Source organism: Streptomyces spinoverrucosus (genome assembly GCF_015712165.1).
Classification (GTDB): domain Bacteria; phylum Actinomycetota; class Actinomycetes; order Streptomycetales; family Streptomycetaceae; genus Streptomyces; species Streptomyces spinoverrucosus_A.
In genome coordinates this window covers 2,800,248-2,816,560 of record NZ_JADPZX010000001.1, presented here as the reverse complement: position 1 = coordinate 2,816,560, position 16,313 = coordinate 2,800,248, and the positions used below count along the sequence as shown (strand labels likewise).

Sequence of the window (16,313 nt, the reverse complement as noted above, 5' to 3'; positions counted from 1 at the left end):
ACGGCCGATCCGGCATCCACTGTCAGTACCCGCCGCTAGCCTCTTTGAAGTGTCCGCACGTATCACCGATCCCGAGCAGCTCAAGGAGCTCCTCGGGATTCCGTTCACCCCGGAGCAGACGGCCTGCATCACCGCGCCGCCCGCCCCGCAGGTGATCGTGGCCGGAGCCGGGTCCGGCAAGACGACGGTGATGGCGGCACGCGTGGTGTGGCTGGTCGGCACCGGCCAGGTGGCGCCCGAACAGGTGCTGGGCCTCACCTTCACCAACAAGGCAGCAGGCGAACTCGCCGAGCGGGTCCGCAAGGCGCTCGTCAAGGCGGGCGTCACCGACCCCGACGTCATCGACCCGGACAATCCGCCCGGCGAGCCGGTGATCTCCACGTACCACGCCTTCGCGGGCCGCCTGCTGACCGACCACGGCCTGCGCATCGGCCTCGAACCGACGTCCCGTCTGCTCGCCGACGCCACCCGTTACCAGCTCGCCGCGCGCGTGCTGCGCGAGGCCCCGGGCCCCTACCCGGCACTGACCCGCTCCTTCCCCGACCTGGTCAGCGACCTCCTCGCCCTCGACTCCGAGCTCGCCGAACACCTCGTACGGCCCGAAAGCCTGCGCGCGTGGGACGCCGGGCTGCTGCGCACCCTGGAGAGCGCCAAGCTCACCAACGCCGACCTGCGCAAGGTCCCTGACACCGCCGCCGCCCGCCGGGAGCTCGCCGAACTGGTCCTGCGTTACCGGTCCGCCAAGCGTGAGCGGGACCTGCTCGACTTCGGCGACCAGATCGCCCTCGCCGCACGGCTCGCTCAACTCCCCGATGTGGGCCGGATCCTGCGCGACGAGTTCCGCGTGGTCCTCCTCGACGAGTACCAGGACACGTCGGTCGCCCAACGTGTCCTCCTGGCAGGCCTGTTCGGAGGCGGCACCGGCCACCCGGTGACCGCCGTCGGCGACCCCTGCCAGGCCATCTATGGCTGGCGTGGCGCCTCCGTCGCCAACCTCGACGACTTCCCCGAGCACTTCTCCCACCCCGACGGCACCAGGGCCGAGCGTCAGGCGCTGAGCCAGAACCGCCGCAGCGGCGGTCGCCTTCTCGACCTCGCCAACGGCCTCGCCGAGCCGCTGCGCGCCATGCACGCGGGCGTGGAGGCCCTCACCCCGGCCCCCGGCGCTGAACGCGACGGCGTGGTCCGCTGCGCCCTGCTGCCCACCCACGCCGAGGAGATCGACTGGATCGCCGACTCCATCGCCCATCTCGTCCACACCGGCAAGGAGCCCGGCGAGATCGCCGTCCTGTGCCGTACGGCGACCGACTTCGCCGAGATCCAGGGCGCCCTCGTCGCCCGCGACATCCCCGTGGAGGTCGTCGGCCTCTCCGGGCTGCTGCACCTGCCCGAGGTGGCCGACCTGGTCGCCGTCTGCGAGGTGCTCCAGGACCCCGGCGCCAACGCCTCACTGGTCCGCCTGCTGACCGGCCCGCGCTGGCGCATCGGCCCACGTGACCTCGCCCTGCTGGGCCGGCGCGCCCGGCTGCTCGTGTCGCACGCGCGCGTGGACGCCGACGGCGACCCCGACCGCAGGCTGGCCGAGGCGGTCGAGGGCGTCGACCCGGCCGAGGTGATCTCGCTCGCCGACGCCCTGGACACGTTCCTGGAGACCCCGCTGGAGGGCGGCGGGGACGACGACGGGCTGCCGTTCTCGCCGGACGCGCGCGTGCGGTTCGCTCGGCTCGCCGCCGAACTGCGCGACCTGCGCCGCTCCCTGTCCGATCCGCTCATGGACGTTCTGCACCGCGTCCTCGCCGTCACCGGCCTGGAGGTCGAGCTGTCGGCGTCCCCGCACGCCCTGGCCGCCCGCCGCCGCGAGACCCTGTCCAACTTCCTGGACATCGCCGCCTCCTTCGCCGCCAACGAGAGCGAGGCCAGTCTGCTCGCCTTCCTGGGCTTCCTGCGCACCGCCGCCCAGTACGAGAAGGGCCTCGACAACGCCCTGCCGGGCGGCGAGAACACGGTCAAGGTGCTCACCGCGCACAAGTCCAAGGGGCTGGAGTGGGACGTCGTCGCCGTCCCCGGCCTCGTCACCGGGACGTTCCCCAGCGGCCAGGGCCGCGAGAAGTGGACCGCCCAGGCCAAGGTGCTCCCGCACGAACTGCGCGGCGACGCCGACACACTGCCCGACATCCAGACGTGGGACGCGCGCGGCATGAAGGCCTTCCACGAGGCCATGAAGAACCACCAGCACACCGAGGAACTCCGCCTCGGCTACGTCACCTTCACCCGCCCCCGCTCCCTCCTCCTCGGGTCCGGCCACTGGTGGGGCCCCACCCAGAAGAAGCCCCGCGGCCCCTCCGACTTCCTGCTGGCCCTCTACGAACACTGCGCCGCCGGTCACGGCGAGATCGAGGCGTGGGCGGACGAACCCGCCGAGGACGACGAGAACCCCGCCCTTCACCGGGCGACCGCCGACCAGCTCTGGCCGCTGCCCCTGGACACCGACGCCCTGGCCCTGCGCCGCGCGGCGGCGGAGACGGTCCTCGCCCACCTCGACGCCCTCTCCACCCACGACACCGGCCACCCCGCCGCCGTACACGACCCCGACACCGGCCACCCCGCCGCCGTACACGACCCCGACACCGGCCACCCCGCCGCCGTACACGACCCCGACACGTACGACGACCCGGACTGGCCCGCACCGCCGGACGACGAGATCCCCTATGAGGAGGACGCGTACGAGGAGGGGATCCCGGCCGACTGGGACTCCTGGGACACACACCGACCCCCGGACACGGACCCTCGTGGGTCCGCGGGCGCGCCCCGACCGACCGTCCCGCATCAGGCGACGCCCCCGGACGCCGACGCAACGCCGGGGACCCGCCCCCACCCCGCACTGCCCGAGCCGGACCCCCTCACCCCCGAGGAGGCCCGCACCATCACCTCCTGGGACCGCGACCTCGACGCGCTCACCGGCGAGCTGCTCCGCGCGCGTGAGTCCGTCACGGACGTCGCGCTGCCGGCGTCCCTGACCGCGTCCCAGCTGCTGCGCCTGGCCGCCGACCCGGACGGCTTCGCTCAGGAGCTGGCCCGCCCCATGCCGCGCCCGCCGCAGCCCGCGGCCCGCCGGGGCACGCGCTTCCACGCGTGGGTCGAGGCCCGCTTCGAGGAGCTGACGCTGCCCATGCTGGAGCCGGAGGAGCTGCCGGGCGGCGAGGCCGAGATCGCCGACGAACGTGATCTTGAGGCTCTGAAGGAGGCCTTCGAGCGCACCGAGTACGCCCACCGGACGCCCTACCGCGTGGAGGCGCCCTTCCAGCTGGCCATCGCCGGCCGCGTCGTACGGGGCCGTATCGACGCCGTCTACCGGGAACGGGACGGCGAGGGGACGACGTACGAGATCGTCGACTGGAAGACCGGGCGCGGCCGGACCGCCGACGCCCTCCAGCTCGCCGTGTACCGGATCGCCTGGGCCGAGCAGCAGGGCGTTCCCCCGGAGTCGGTCACGGCCGCGTTCGTGTACGTGCGCACGGGCGAGGTCGTACGGCCGGACGACCTGCCGGACCGGGCCGCGCTGGAACGGCTGCTGCTGGAGGAGCCGTACGGTGACGAACCGCACGAACGGGGTGTCAGTGCGGGCCGATAGGCTCGTGCGCATGAGCCAGACCCCGGACAGCGCCGTCCGCACGTACATCGACCGGCATCGCGCCGCCTTCCTCGACGACCTCGCCGAGTGGCTGCGCATCCCGTCGGTGTCCGCTCAGCCCCATCACGCCCCTGACGTGCGGCGCAGCGCCGAATGGCTCGCGAGCAGGCTCAAGGAGACGGGTTTCCCGACCGCCGAGGTCTGGCAGACGGCGGGCGCCCCGGCCGTCTACGCCGAGTGGCCCTCGGACGACCCGAACGCGCCCACGGTCCTCGTCTACGGCCACCACGACGTGCAGCCCGCCGCACGCGAGGACGGCTGGGACAGCGACCCCTTCGAGCCCGTCATCCGGGGGAACCGCCTCCACGCGCGCGGGGCGGCCGACGACAAGGGCCAGGTGTTCTTCCACACCCTCGGCGTCCGCGCCCACCTCGCCGCCACCGGCCGCACCACCCCGGCCGTGAGCCTGAAGCTGCTGATCGAGGGCGAGGAGGAGTCCGGTTCCCCGTACTTCCGGGCCCTCGTCGAGGAGCACGCCGGGCGGCTCGCCGCCGACGCGGTGATCGTCTCCGACACCGGCATGTGGTCCGAGGACACGCCCACGGTGTGCACGGGCATGCGCGGCCTCGCCGAGTGCGAGATCCGGCTGTACGGCCCCGACCAGGACATCCACTCCGGTTCCTTCGGCGGCGCCGTACCCAACCCGGCGACCGCCGCCGCCCGCCTCGTCGCCGCGCTGCACGACGAGCACGCGCGCGTGGCGATCCCCGGCTTCTACGACGGCGTCGTCGACCTCACCGACCGCGAGCGCGCGCTCTTCGCGGAGCTGCCCTTCGACGAGCGGCAGTGGCTGCGCACCGCCAAGTCGTACGCCACCCGGGGCGAGGCCGGATACACCACCCTGGAGCGCGTCTGGGCCCGCCCCACCGCTGAGGTCAACGGCATCGGCGGCGGCTACCAGGGGCCGGGCAGCAAGACGATCATCCCGTCCTCGGCGATGGTGAAGCTGTCCTTCCGCCTGGTCGCCGGCCAGGACCCCGATTACATCGAGCAGGTCGTCCGCGCCTGGGCCGCCGACCGGGTGCCCGACGGGATCCGGCACGAGATCGCGTTCTCCGCGGCCACCCGCCCGTGCCTGACGCCCCTGGACCACCCCGCGCTCCAGTCCGTCGTACGCGCGATGAGCCGGGCCTTCGACCAACCGGTCCGCTACACGCGCGAGGGCGGCTCCGGACCGGCAGCCGACCTCCAGGAAGTCCTCGGGGCACCGGTCCTCTTCCTGGGCATCTCCGTCCCCTCCGACGGCTGGCACGCCCCGAACGAGAAGGTCGAGCTCGATCTGCTCCTCAAGGGCGCCGAGACCACCGCGTACCTCTGGGGCGACCTCGCCGAGCACTGGCGCCATGCACCCTGACCGCTCCGGCCGAGGGAGTGCCCCGCGCGGGGCACACTGGAGGGGCTGCCCGCACCACGGAGCCCCGCCGGACCCGGTCGCCTCCTGCCGTACGTCCTGCTGAACCGCCGCCGAATCAACCGTTCCACCGGGGGAGTTGGAAGCACCCGTGACCACCTGGACCGACCACACCGCCGACCGACCCATCTCGCTCACCGCCCCCAGCGGCATCGACCGCGCCGCGCACCACCGGCTCGACGAGGCCTGGCTCGCGGCGGCGTGGAGCCACCCCACGACCCGCTGCTTCGTGGTCTCCGGCGGCCAGGTCCTCATCGACGAGACGCCCGACGGACGTACCGAACTCGTCATGAGCCCGTCCTTCGAGGCCCCGCTCACCGAGGCGCACCGCTACTTCCTGGGTATCGACGACGACGGCGTCAGCTACTTCGCGCTGCAGAAGGACGCCCTGCCCGGCCGTATGGACCAGTCCGCGCGCCCGGCGGGGCTGCGCGAGGCGGGCCTGCTGCTGTCGCCGCGTGACGCGGGCCTGATGGTGCACGCGGTCGGCTTGGAGAACTGGCAGCGCACCCACCGTTTCTGCTCGCGCTGCGGGGAACGCACGGTGATCGCGGCGGCCGGGCACATTCGCCGCTGCCCCGCCTGCGGCGCCGAGCACTATCCGCGCACCGACCCCGCCGTGATCATGGCGGTCACCGACGAGGACGACCGCATCCTGCTCGGCCGCCAAGTCCACTGGCCCGAGGGACGTTTCTCCACGCTGGCCGGCTTCGTCGAGCCCGGCGAGTCCATCGAGCAGTCGGTACGCCGCGAGGTCCGCGAGGAGGCCGGCATCACCGTCGGCCAGGTCGAGTACGTCGCCAGCCAGCCCTGGCCCTTCCCGTCCAGCCTCATGCTCGGCTTCATGGCCCGCGCCACCTCCACCCGGATCGACGTCGACGGCGACGAGATCCACGAGGCCCGCTGGTTCTCCCGCGACGAACTGCGCGCCGCCTTCGACTCCGGCGAGGTCATGCCCCCGTACGGCATCTCCATCGCCGCCCGGCTGATCGAACTGTGGTACGGCAAGCCCCTGCCGACGCGCAGCGCGATGTAGGGCGTCACCGGACTGGTACGCCCGGGACCGCTTCAGCGCCCGGCTGCGGCCCGCGGCCGAGGCCGCAAGGCCATCGAGGAGGCGGCCGCAGAGGGTGTGCGCCGCGCTGCCTTCCAGTCCCGGCCGCCCCGTGACGAGTCCCCGGCAGGGCTGGCGGTGCGCTGGCAGTCGGCCACGGTGGCCGCCCAGTTGGAAGCGGTCCCCGGGGTCACGCTGCGGGACTCGCGAACGGTCGAGGTGACCGGGCCCGTCCCTCAGCTCTTCCGGCTGTTCGGGGTCTTCATGCGGGTGGCGTCCTCGGTGACCGATCAGCAGGCGTACTGCTGACGGGCCTGCCGCAAAGAAGGAGGCCCTCGCCGGAGACTCCAGCGAGGGCCGTCGGCAGGATCAGGCGCTCAGGGCCTGCTTCACCTGGGCCAGGCTCGGGTTGGTCATGACGACCTCGTTGCCACCGGCGACGGGCACGATACGAACGGTCGGCACCGTCTGGTTCCCGCCGTTCGCCTTCTCCACGAACGCGGCGGAGTCCGGGTCCTGCTCGATGTTGATCTCGTTGTACGCGATGCCCTCGCGGTCCAGCTGGCTCTTCAGCCGGCGGCAGTAGCCGCACCACGTGGTGCTGTACATCGTCACAGTGCCCGGCATGTGTCTCGCGCTCCTTCGGCGGGTCGGGAAGTGGTCGCAGTGAGGGAACATACGGGATGTCCGCGCCATTCCCGAGGGGGGTATACGGTGATGCGCTGCCGTGACTCCTGCCGGCTGCGCTGCCGTGACTCCTGCGCCCGAGGCCGTGATCCCTGCCGCATTGAGACATGACCCCTGCCGTATTAGTACGACTGCAGGGCCCCGCCTGTGGATAACCGGCTCACCCGTCTCCGGCGACCTGGCAGCATGGCCGTGTGACAGCAGCAACGCACTCCACCCTCTTCCCGCAGGTACCGGACTCGGCCGACGCGGTGCTCGAAGGGCTCGACCCCGAGCAGCGCGAGGTCGCCACAGCGCTGCACGGACCGGTGTGCGTGCTGGCGGGCGCCGGCACCGGCAAGACCCGGGCGATCACCCACCGGATCGCCTACGGGGTGCGCGCCGGGATCCTGCCGCCCTCCAGCGTGCTCGCCGTCACCTTCACCAACCGGGCCGCCGGCGAGATGCGCGGCCGCCTCCGCCAGCTCGGCGCCGCCGGGGTCCAGGCCCGTACGTTCCACTCGGCGGCCCTGCGCCAGCTCCAGTACTTCTGGCCGAAAGCCGTCGGTGGTTCGATGCCCCGGCTGGTCGACCGCAAGGTCCAGCTCGTCGCCGACGCGGCCGCCGCCTGCCGTATCCGCCTCGACCGCGGCGAGCTGCGGGACGTCACCGGCGAGATCGAGTGGTCCAAGGTCACCCAGACCGTCCCGTCCGACTATGCGCTCGCAGCCGCGAAGGCCGGCCGGGACGCCCCTCGCGACCCCGCCGAGATCGCCCAGATCTACGCCGCCTACGAGGACCTCAAGCGGGACCGGGCGGTCATCGACTTCGAGGACGTCCTGCTGCTGACCGTCGCCATCCTCCAGGACCGGCACGACATCACCGACCAGGTGCGTGCCCAGTACCAGCACTTCGTGGTCGACGAGTACCAGGACGTCAGCCCCCTCCAGCAGCGCCTGCTGGAACTGTGGCTCGGCGAGCGGGACAACCTGTGCGTGGTGGGCGACGCCAGCCAGACGATCTACTCGTTCACAGGAGCAACCCCCGACTATCTCCTCGACTTCCGCACCCGCCACCCCGGCGCCACCGTCGTCAAGCTGGTCCGCGACTACCGCTCAACGCCCCAGGTCGTCCACCTCGCCAACGGACTGCTCGCCCAGGCCCGCGGCCGCGCCGCCGACCATCGGCTGGAACTGGTCTCCCAACGCCCCGCAGGCCCCGAGCCCGTCTACACCGAGTACGCCGACGAACCCGCCGAGGCCGAGGGCGCCGCCCGCCGCATCCGCGAGCTCCTCGATTCCGGAGTCCCGGCCAGCGAGATCGCCGTCCTGTTCCGTACCAACGGCCAGTCCGAGACCTACGAGCAGGCGCTCGCCGACGCCGGGATCCCCTACCAGCTGCGCGGCGCCGAGCGGTTCTTCGACCGGCCCGAGGTGCGCAAGGCGGGCATCGCCCTGCGCGGCGCGGCCCGCTTCGGCGGCAACGACTCCCTCCTCGACGAGGCCGTCGACCTGCCCTCCCAGGTCCGGGCCGTGCTGTCCGGGGAGGGCTGGACGACAACGCCCCCGGCCGGCTCCGGCGCGGTCAGAGAACGCTGGGAGTCCCTGGCCGCGCTCGTCAACCTCGCGCAGGACTTCGCCGCCGCACGGCCCGGCGCCACCCTCGCCGACCTCGTCGCGGAACTCGACGAACGCGCGGGCGCCCAGCACGCCCCGACCGTGCAGGGCGTCACCCTCGCCTCCCTGCATTCGGCCAAGGGCCTGGAATGGGACGTCGCCTTCCTGGTCGGTGTCGCCGAGGGCATGATGCCGATCACCTACGCGAAGACCGACGAACAGATCGAGGAGGAACGCCGCCTCCTCTACGTCGGCGTCACCCGCGCCCGCTCGCACCTTCACGTCTCCTGGGCACTCGCCCGCTCACCCGGCGGTCGCCCGAGCCGCCGCCCCAGCCGCTTCCTCGACGGACTACGCCCCGGCTCCGCCGCAGCCGCGGGCCGCGCCGGCGCGGGGGCAGCGGGCGGCATCGAGCGCGGCCACTACTCCAGCGGAGCGAACGGCACACGCGGTGCGGCCGAGCCGAGAAGGACGCAGCGCGCCCCCGCCCGCTGCCGAGTCTGCGGACGCACGCTCACCGACGCCGGTGAGATGAAGCTGATGCGCTGTGAGGACTGTCCCTCCGACATGGACGAGGGGCTGTACGAGCGGTTGCGGGACTGGCGTGCGGTCCAGGCCCGGCGCAGCGGTCAGCCCGCCTTCTGTGTCTTCACCGACAAGACCCTCATGGCGATCGCCGAGACCGCCCCCGACGACGAGGGCGAACTGGCACGCATCCCTGGCGTCGGGATGCGCAAGCTCAACCGCTACGGAGCCGATGTTCTGGCCATCTGCGCAGGCCAAGAGCCCGGTGGAGATGAAGACGGGGACTGATACGAACTCGTCGAAAAAATAGTTTGCGCATGCCCCAGCAATCCCCATAGGTTCTTACGCACGGGGACAGCGGCCTTCCTGAGGCCCTGATTCCGTGTTCTACTTGCATACCCGTCGGACTGGCTCACCCCAGTCCCCCGAGACGCCGAGAGGAGGCGAGTCCAGTGATCAGCATCAAGAACAGCACCATCAGCATCGTCAAAATGACCGATCGCTCGCTCGTCTCCATGTGCATGCTCGGCGCCTCCAACCAGGGCACCGGTCTGTCCGGCATTCCTGCCGTCCGTCCGGCGTCCTCCCTGTCCCTCGCGGGTCTTCCCGTCCGCGAGCGCGATGAGCGACCGACCAAGGCACTGGAAGCAGCAGTACTGGCACAGGCCAAGGCCTATGCCTTTACGGCGACCGGTGCCGGATTCCGGAAGCAGACGACGCAGCACCACCTGATGTGGGCCTTCCGTGGGCCAGAACCCTGGAGTGATCCAGCCTGATCGGCAGTCAGGCCGGCGCCTTCAGGGCCGCGGAACCCCATCCGGGATCCGCGGCCCTTCTGTTTGTCCCGAACGGGACGACGGAGCGAAGGGGCCTCGGGACAAGAAAAGAACCCGGTACCAGCCGCCACCCGGTCCAACCGGACCGGAACGACCAGACGAGGAAGACGACACCGTGCAACTCGAAGCGCACGCCCCGTCCGTACCGCCTTCCGAAACGATCCCCCCGCCCGGCCTCACGGAGGACTCCACCTTGACCCCGCTCACCGCGCTCACCGCGCTCGACGACGCCATCGAGAACCTCGGCGTACCCGTCCCCTGCCGTTCCTACGACCCGGAGGTCTTCTTCGCCGAGTCGCCGGCGGACGTCGAGTACGCCAAGTCCCTCTGCCGCACCTGCCCGCTGATCGAGGCCTGCCTCGCCGGCGCCAAGGAGCGGCGTGAGCCCTGGGGCGTCTGGGGTGGCGAGCTGTTCGTCCAGGGTGTCGTCGTCGCCCGGAAGCGGCCGCGTGGCCGCCCGCGCAAGAACCCGGTCACGGCATGAACACCGCAGGAACGATCGACCGCCCCCTCACGCACGACCCCCAGAAGCAGGCCCCGATGAAGCCGTCCGCCAACGAGCCCACCGGCTCCGCGACCCCAGACGTCACCACCACCGGCGCGAACGACTCGCGTCAGAACAGGACCCGAGAGATGCAACTCATCCCAGAAGCCCTGGCTCGTGCGCATATGCACGACCGGCTGCAGGAGGCCGAGCAGGAGCGCCAGGCGATGCGCCTGGTGGCTGCCCGCCGGATGCAGCGCCGGGCCGAGCGCGCCTCGCTGCGCGCCCGGCGGGCGCTGGCCATGGCCGTCATGCAGTAACCAACACACCTGAAGCGGTGGCCTCCCAAGCCGAGGGGGCAGGTGCTTCCCGCGGGGGCCGGTCCGACCGAACGGACCGGCCCCCGCGGTGCGTTGTGCCCGCCGATCCGCCGGCCACGGAGATATCGTCGCCGGGTGACGAGTCTTCCCGGAGGCAGCGACAAGGGCGGCTCCGCCCCGGAACCCCATCCCATCGTCTGCGCCCGCTGCGGCACCCAGGCCCGCGCTCCCCAGCCGACCTGGACCTGCTCCGTGGAGAACGGCAAGCGCCGCTACTTCTGCGAGGCCTGCTCCCGCGAGAACTTGCGGGCCATCGAGGGGCGACTGGACTCGACGTGGTGGTGAGGCCTCACGCCTCGACCGCCGCCGAGTCCCCCTCGTCCAGGGCCTCCTCCGGAACGAACCCCGGCAGCCACTCCTCCAGTTCCTCGCGCAGGCGGACCGTGGCGTTCAGTTGGCACAGGACGCCGATCGTGCTGAGGGTCACTCGGTGTATCAGCAGGTACGCCGGCGGCAGGTTGAGCTGCTTGCCGAGCTGGTATGCGGGGGAGCGGATGTCGGCTACGCGGGCCGCCTGGCTGCGCATCCAGCCGCGGGTGAAGGTGAACTCGTCGACATGGGCCGGTTCGATGATCGGCAGGAGATAGTCGAGGACCGCGTCGGGGTCGAGTTCGATGGACTCCTTGACGAAGCCCTCGGCGCAGAGCAGGTCGTAGACGGCCTGTGCTTCGCCGTCCAGCGTCATGCGCAGGGAGTCGCCGATGGTGGTCGGCAGGCCGCCCGGGAGCCGGTCGACCGTGCCGAAGTCCAGGACACCCAAACGCCAGTCGTCCTCGCCGGCCGGGCCGCCGGGCAGGAGGCGGAAGTTGCCGGGGTGCGGGTCGGCGTGCAGCAGGCCTGTGCGGGCGGGGCCGGAGAAGAGGAAACGGGCGAGGAGCTGGCCGGCCCGGTCGCGCTGCTCCTGGGTGCCGTCCGAGATGATCTCCGACAGCGGGATGCCTTCGATCCACTCGGTGATCAGGACCTGGTCGCACTGGTGGACCACGGCGGGGACCACGACGTCCGGGTCGTCGGCGAACTCCTCCGCGTGCGCCTGCTGGGCCTGCGCCTCCAGCCCGTAGTCCAGCTCCTCCGAGACGCGGTCCCTCAGCTCCGTGATCAGCGGCTTGATGTCCATGCCGGGGATCAGCGGACCCAACAGCCGCGAGAAACGGCTCAGTTGGTTGAGGTCGGACAGTAGGGCCTCGCCGGCTCCGGGGTACTGCACCTTGATCGCGACCTCGCGGCCGTCGTACCACACCCCGCGGTGCACCTGGCCGATCGAGGCCGCCGCGGACGGCTTGTCCTCGAACTCCAGGAACAGCTCCCGCCAGTCCTCGCCGAGCCGCTCCGCGAGCACCGCGTGCACCGTGCGCGTCGGCATCGGCGGCGCCGCGTCCTGGAGCTTGGTCAGGGCCGCCCGGTAGGGCCCGGCGATCTCCTCGGGCAGCGCCGACTCGAAGACGGACAGAGCCTGCCCGAACTTCATCGCGCCACCCTTGAGCTCGCCGAGCACCTTGAAGAGCTGCTCCGCGGTGCGCTGCTGCAGTTCGCGGCCGACCAGCTCCGCGGACTCGCCGACGATCCGCTTGCCCAGGCCCCAGGTCGCCCGCCCGGCGAAGCCGAGCGGCAACGCGGCGAGCTTGGCGGTCCGGGTGACCGCCTTGCGGGGAAGATCAGACATGCGCCCTCCAAGTCCCAGCCGGCCGCGCCGCGCCTGCCCGACGGCGTACCTGCGTTGACGACCGTTCCACCGCCATTGTCTCGTGTGCCTCCCCGTCCTCCGACGCGCGTTCCCCCTTGGCTTGCTCCGTACGCTTCTCCGCAGCTCCGCACGGGCATTCCGGATGCGCCCAGACCGGTCGCGCGTGCCACTGGAGGGCCGGGACGGAGATCTCCCAGCGGGCTCCCACGCTGGTGGGACGGCGGCCGTCGAGGAAGGCGAGGGCGTGCGCGGCCGTCAGGCCGGCGACGGTGGTGGCCAAGGTCACGTCGCACGGACGGACATGGCGCTGCCGGCCCGAGCGCCACTGCGCGACCAGGCGGGGCCAAGTCGGGTCCCGGTCGGTGCGGCCCTCGTGCAGGCAGCGGGCGCAGCCCGTCTCGCCCGGCAGGACGAAGGGGCCGACCATGCCGGTGCCCTCGACGACCCCGGCGTACAGGTGGGGCGTGCCGGAGGCGATCAGAGGTTCGGCGGTGTCCGGGGCGGGGGCGTGCACGGCGACGTCGTCGCGTGGGGCGAGGATCACCAGGGAGAAACCCGGTTCGGCCGGTTCCGTCGGTGTGCGGTGGTCGCGGCGGGGCGGGCGGTCCGGGGCGGCCCCGCGGACGACCCGGCGGGCGGCCTCGTCGCGACGCTCGCCGATGGATTCGGCGGGCAGCCCACCCGGCGCCACGTCCCAGGGTTCGACACGGCCGCCGTCGCGCACGTCCACCTCACCGATGCCCGCGCCCGACAGCAGCGCGGCCACCGTGGCGCCCACGCGGCCGGCGCCCCGGACCTGCACCCGCAGGGAGCGGCGGGCGGCGAGGCGCCTGATCGCGTCGCCCGGTTCGGCGGTGGTCAGGGACAGCGTGGCCAGGTCCGGCCGGAGCCGGTCGAGGACGGCCTGCTTGCCGCGCAGCGCGTCCGCGGCCGGTCCCCAGCCCTTGGCGTCGTCGAGGAGCCCGGACCGGGCCAGGCGCCGGATCAGTTCGTCGACGTGGCCGTCGGGCAGGTCCATCCGGCGGCCCTCCGCGCGTAGGAGCGGCAGCCCGCGCGTGCCGTTGAGCAGTTCCAGGAAGCTGCCGGTCGCGGTGTCCATCGGACCCAGCGTCATCGCGTGCGCCGGCGTCATGCCGAACTGCACGGTGTTGAGGTCGCGCCAGCCGCGTCGCAGCGCCGGCTTCACCATCGGATGCATGACAGGCCCCCGTAGCCAAGAAAAGTTCAGGAAAGTAACCAAATGTCCCTATTCGTCGGCGGAGTCGGCCGGGCTGGTCCGGCCGTGTCTTCGCCGACGAGTGCCAGCATGCCCGGCCCGGCGGCGCGGCGCCGAAAGTTATCCACAGGCGGGGGATGTTTGTCGTATAAATCAAACGCATGGTGGGGGATCGGAATCGAACCGTCCCGGAGTCGGGACTTCCCCCGTGTGCAGCGGGTAACGTCGGGGCGTGTCCGCCGACCCACTGCACCGCGCCGGAAAGCCGCAGCGCCGCACGACGAGCCCGCCGCCGAGCGGTTCGAAGGCGAGCGTGATCGAGGTGCGCCGAAGTGCCCGTCGACGTCGGACGGTCTCCGCGTACCGCGAGGGCGATCGCACCGTTGTGCTCATCCCCGCCCGGATGTCCGAGGCCGAGGAGCAGCGCTGGGTGACCGTCATGCTCGACAAACTGGCCGCCCAGGAGAGCAAGCGGCGGCTGGGCGACGCCGAACTGGCCGAGCGCGCCGAGCGGCTGTCCACCCAGTACTTCGACGGCCGCGCGCGGCCCACGTCGGTGCGCTGGGTCACCAACCAGAACACGCGCTGGGGCTCGTGCACCCCGTCCGAGGGCAGCATCCGCCTGTCGCACCGGCTGCAGGGCATGCCCGAGTACGTCGTCGACTACGTGCTCCTCCACGAACTGGCGCATCTGCTGGTGCCCGGGCACGGACCCCGCTTCTGGCGGCTGCTGGAGGCGTATCCGCGCACCGAACGGGCCCGGGGCTACCTCGAAGGGGTGGTCGCCGCCGAGCGGTTGCCGCATCTGCCCACCGCGCGCGGGGAGTGATTCGCCTCACCGCATGTGCTTCGGGCATGGCTGAGAAAGAGGTTGTGTACCGGGTCTGTACCGACTCCGTCCGGTGTCCGAGTTTGCCGTTAGCCTGGCGCGACGCACTCGCACTTCGGGATGGGGGACGGTCGTTACGCATGGCCAGGGAATTCCAACGCGGCCACAAGGCCAGGATCAGTGACCTGACCGCGGGCACGGATCTGTACGTAGGCGTGCAGATCTCGGCCCCCGGACTGACCTTCGACATCAGCTGCTTCGGTCTGGACGCCGACGAACGGCTCTCGGACGACCGGTACTTCGTCTTCTTCAACCAGCCGAAGTCCCCCGAGGAGGCCATCCAGCTCCTGGGTGCCCAGGCAGGCGACACGGAGTCCTTCCGGGTCACGCTCGACAAGATTCCGCCGCAGATCCAGAAGCTGTCGTTCACGGCGACCCTCGACGGCGCCGGGCAGATGTCGCAGATCAACCCTGGCTACATCCGTATCGTCGCGGGCGGCGAGGAGGTGGCCCGGTACTCGTTCCACGGCTCGGAGTTCTCCACCGAACGAGCCGTGATGCTGGGTGACTTCTACCTGAAGGACGTGTGGCGGTTCGCGGCGGTCGGACAGGGTTTCGACGGCGGCCTGGACGCGCTGCTGAAGAACTTCGGCGGTGAGGTGCTCGAAGAGGAGACGCCGGCCGAGCCGCAGCCCCAGACAGGTGCCGTTCCCGGCTTCGCCCCGCCCGCGCAGCCCGCCGCGCCGCCCGCCTTCGGCGTCCCCAGCGGACCGGCCCCGACTCCCGCGCCGGCACCGGCCCCTGCTCCAGCCCCCGCGCCTGCTCCAGCCCCTGCCCCTGCCCCTGCGACCGCGCCGCAGCCCGCCGCGCAGGGCTTCGCGCCGCCCGCCGGCGCCACCCCGCCCGCGGCTCCCGCTCCGGCGCCCGCGCCCCAGGTGCACACCGCGCCCACCGTCGTCGCGCCGATGACCCCGCCCGGCGGCGCCCCCGTACCCCCGCCCACCCCGGCACCCGCGCCGTCCTACGGCGGCCAGCCCCAGCCGCCGTACGGTCAGCCGCCCCAGCAGCAGCCCCCGTACGGCCAGGCCACCCCGGGCCAGAGCGCCCCGCTGCCCCCGGGCTACGCGCAGCCGCCCGCCCCGCAGACACCCACCCCGCCGCCCGGTTACGGACAGCCGACCCCGCCTCCGGGCTACGGCCAGCAGGCCCCCTATGGGGCTCCGCAGGCAGCGCCCCAGGGCGGCGCTCCCCAGGCTCCCGGTGTCGCCGGTGCGCTCCAGCAGTTCAAGGAGACGCCCACCGGGCAGCGTTGGACGCAGCAGAACAAGAAGCTCGTCCGCGTGGACCTCGGCATCGGCGGTCAGCCCGTGCTGGCCCGACAGGGCAGCATGGTGCTCTACCAGGGCAAGGTCGACTTCAGCTACAAGGGCGCCGGCTTCACCGGACGGATCGTGGGCAACGCGACCGGCCAGGAGATGCAGCTGATGCGCTGCACGGGCCAGGGACAGGTGTTCCTCGCCGAGAACTCCACGATGCTGCACCCCATCGAACTCCAGGGCGACGGCATCTGCGTCTCCGCCGAGAACGTCCTCGCGTTCGACGAGAGCCTCCAGTACGAGGTGCGCCGCATCGAGGGCCACGGCATCCCCGGCGGCGCGCTGTTCACCATGCAGTTCACCGGCACCGGCACCATCGTCGTCAAGACGCACGGCACGCCCGTGGTGCTGCCGGTCACGCCGACGACGTTCGCCGACTGCAACGCCGTGGTCGCCTGGTCGGCCGCCTCCCAGGTGGTTGTCTCCAGCCAGGTCCGGATGCGCCGCAACGCCTACCCCGGCGACACCGGGGAGAGCGTCAACCTCCAGTTCCGTGGCGCGCCGGGCAACTTCATCGTCGTCCAGCCGTACGAGATCTAAAGGGA

Annotated in this window: 14 protein-coding genes; 11 read left to right on the top strand and 3 right to left on the bottom strand. The window is 72.0% G+C overall.

The features are described from left to right. The first annotated feature begins 49 nt into the window (after positions 1 to 49). From I2W78_RS12555 to I2W78_RS12540, 4 genes are all read left to right on the top strand, one after another. Positions 50 to 3,631, top strand: coding sequence for an ATP-dependent helicase (locus tag I2W78_RS12555; protein WP_196459547.1), 3,582 nt, complete (start codon positions 50 to 52; stop codon positions 3,629 to 3,631). Positions 3,632 to 3,641: 10 nt separating this feature from the next. Then, positions 3,642 to 5,045: a dipeptidase gene (locus I2W78_RS12550; protein WP_196459546.1), complete on the top strand. Its 1,404-nt coding sequence runs from the start codon at positions 3,642 to 3,644 to the stop codon at positions 5,043 to 5,045. A gap of 148 nt (positions 5,046 to 5,193) precedes the next feature. After that, the gene (gene nudC / locus I2W78_RS12545) at positions 5,194 to 6,138 is read left to right on the top strand and encodes an NAD(+) diphosphatase (RefSeq protein WP_196459545.1); all 945 of its coding nucleotides are present in this window, start codon (positions 5,194 to 5,196) and stop codon (positions 6,136 to 6,138) included. Positions 6,139 to 6,234: 96 nt separating this feature from the next. Next, positions 6,235 to 6,465, top strand: coding sequence for a hypothetical protein (locus I2W78_RS12540; RefSeq protein ID WP_307783677.1), 231 nt, complete (start codon positions 6,235 to 6,237; stop codon positions 6,463 to 6,465). A 60-nt stretch (positions 6,466 to 6,525) separates the two neighbouring features. On the opposite strand, the gene I2W78_RS12535 is transcribed toward I2W78_RS12540, so the two are convergent. Next, positions 6,526 to 6,783 (bottom strand): mycoredoxin, encoded by a 258-nt coding sequence (locus tag I2W78_RS12535; protein WP_196459544.1) that lies wholly within the window; start codon positions 6,781 to 6,783, stop codon positions 6,526 to 6,528. A 254-nt stretch (positions 6,784 to 7,037) separates the two neighbouring features. Between I2W78_RS12535 and I2W78_RS12530 the strand changes: the two genes are divergently transcribed. The 5 genes from I2W78_RS12530 to I2W78_RS12510 all read left to right on the top strand — a co-directional run bounded on the left by I2W78_RS12530 (position 7,038) and on the right by I2W78_RS12510 (position 10,948). After that, complete coding sequence (locus tag I2W78_RS12530) at positions 7,038 to 9,251, top strand: ATP-dependent DNA helicase UvrD2 (RefSeq protein ID WP_196459543.1); 2,214 nt, start codon at positions 7,038 to 7,040, stop codon at positions 9,249 to 9,251. A 164-nt stretch (positions 9,252 to 9,415) separates the two neighbouring features. Further along, complete coding sequence (locus I2W78_RS12525) at positions 9,416 to 9,739, top strand: hypothetical protein (RefSeq protein ID WP_196459541.1); 324 nt, start codon at positions 9,416 to 9,418, stop codon at positions 9,737 to 9,739. 175 nt (positions 9,740 to 9,914) lie between these two features. Continuing rightward, entirely contained in the window at positions 9,915 to 10,283 is a 369-nt protein-coding gene (locus tag I2W78_RS12520; protein WP_019072119.1) for a WhiB family transcriptional regulator, read from the top strand. Further along, positions 10,280 to 10,603: a hypothetical protein gene (locus I2W78_RS12515; protein ID WP_196459539.1), complete on the top strand. Its 324-nt coding sequence runs from the start codon at positions 10,280 to 10,282 to the stop codon at positions 10,601 to 10,603. Before I2W78_RS12520 ends, I2W78_RS12515 begins: the two co-directional genes overlap by 4 nt. Positions 10,604 to 10,738: 135 nt before the next feature. Further along, positions 10,739 to 10,948: a hypothetical protein gene (locus tag I2W78_RS12510; protein WP_196459537.1), complete on the top strand. Its 210-nt coding sequence runs from the start codon at positions 10,739 to 10,741 to the stop codon at positions 10,946 to 10,948. 4 nt (positions 10,949 to 10,952) lie between these two features. Here I2W78_RS12510 and I2W78_RS12505 read toward each other — a convergent pair whose 3' ends face one another. Further along, on the bottom strand, positions 10,953 to 12,326 hold the full coding sequence (locus tag I2W78_RS12505; protein WP_196459535.1) for an ABC1 kinase family protein: 1,374 nt from the start codon (positions 12,324 to 12,326) through the stop codon (positions 10,953 to 10,955). Then, positions 12,319 to 13,545: a TOMM precursor leader peptide-binding protein gene (locus tag I2W78_RS12500; protein WP_196459533.1), complete on the bottom strand. Its 1,227-nt coding sequence runs from the start codon at positions 13,543 to 13,545 to the stop codon at positions 12,319 to 12,321. Before I2W78_RS12500 ends, I2W78_RS12505 begins: the two co-directional genes overlap by 8 nt. Before the next feature lie 250 nt (positions 13,546 to 13,795). On the opposite strand from I2W78_RS12500, the gene I2W78_RS12495 reads away from it, so the two are divergent. Together I2W78_RS12495 and I2W78_RS12490 are read left to right on the top strand one after the other, a co-directional pair. After that, on the top strand, positions 13,796 to 14,392 hold the full coding sequence (locus I2W78_RS12495; RefSeq protein WP_196459531.1) for a M48 metallopeptidase family protein: 597 nt from the start codon (positions 13,796 to 13,798) through the stop codon (positions 14,390 to 14,392). Between the two features lie 140 nt (positions 14,393 to 14,532). Further along, the gene (locus I2W78_RS12490) at positions 14,533 to 16,308 is read left to right on the top strand and encodes a TerD family protein (protein WP_196459529.1); all 1,776 of its coding nucleotides are present in this window, start codon (positions 14,533 to 14,535) and stop codon (positions 16,306 to 16,308) included. Positions 16,309 to 16,313 lie beyond the last annotated feature (5 nt).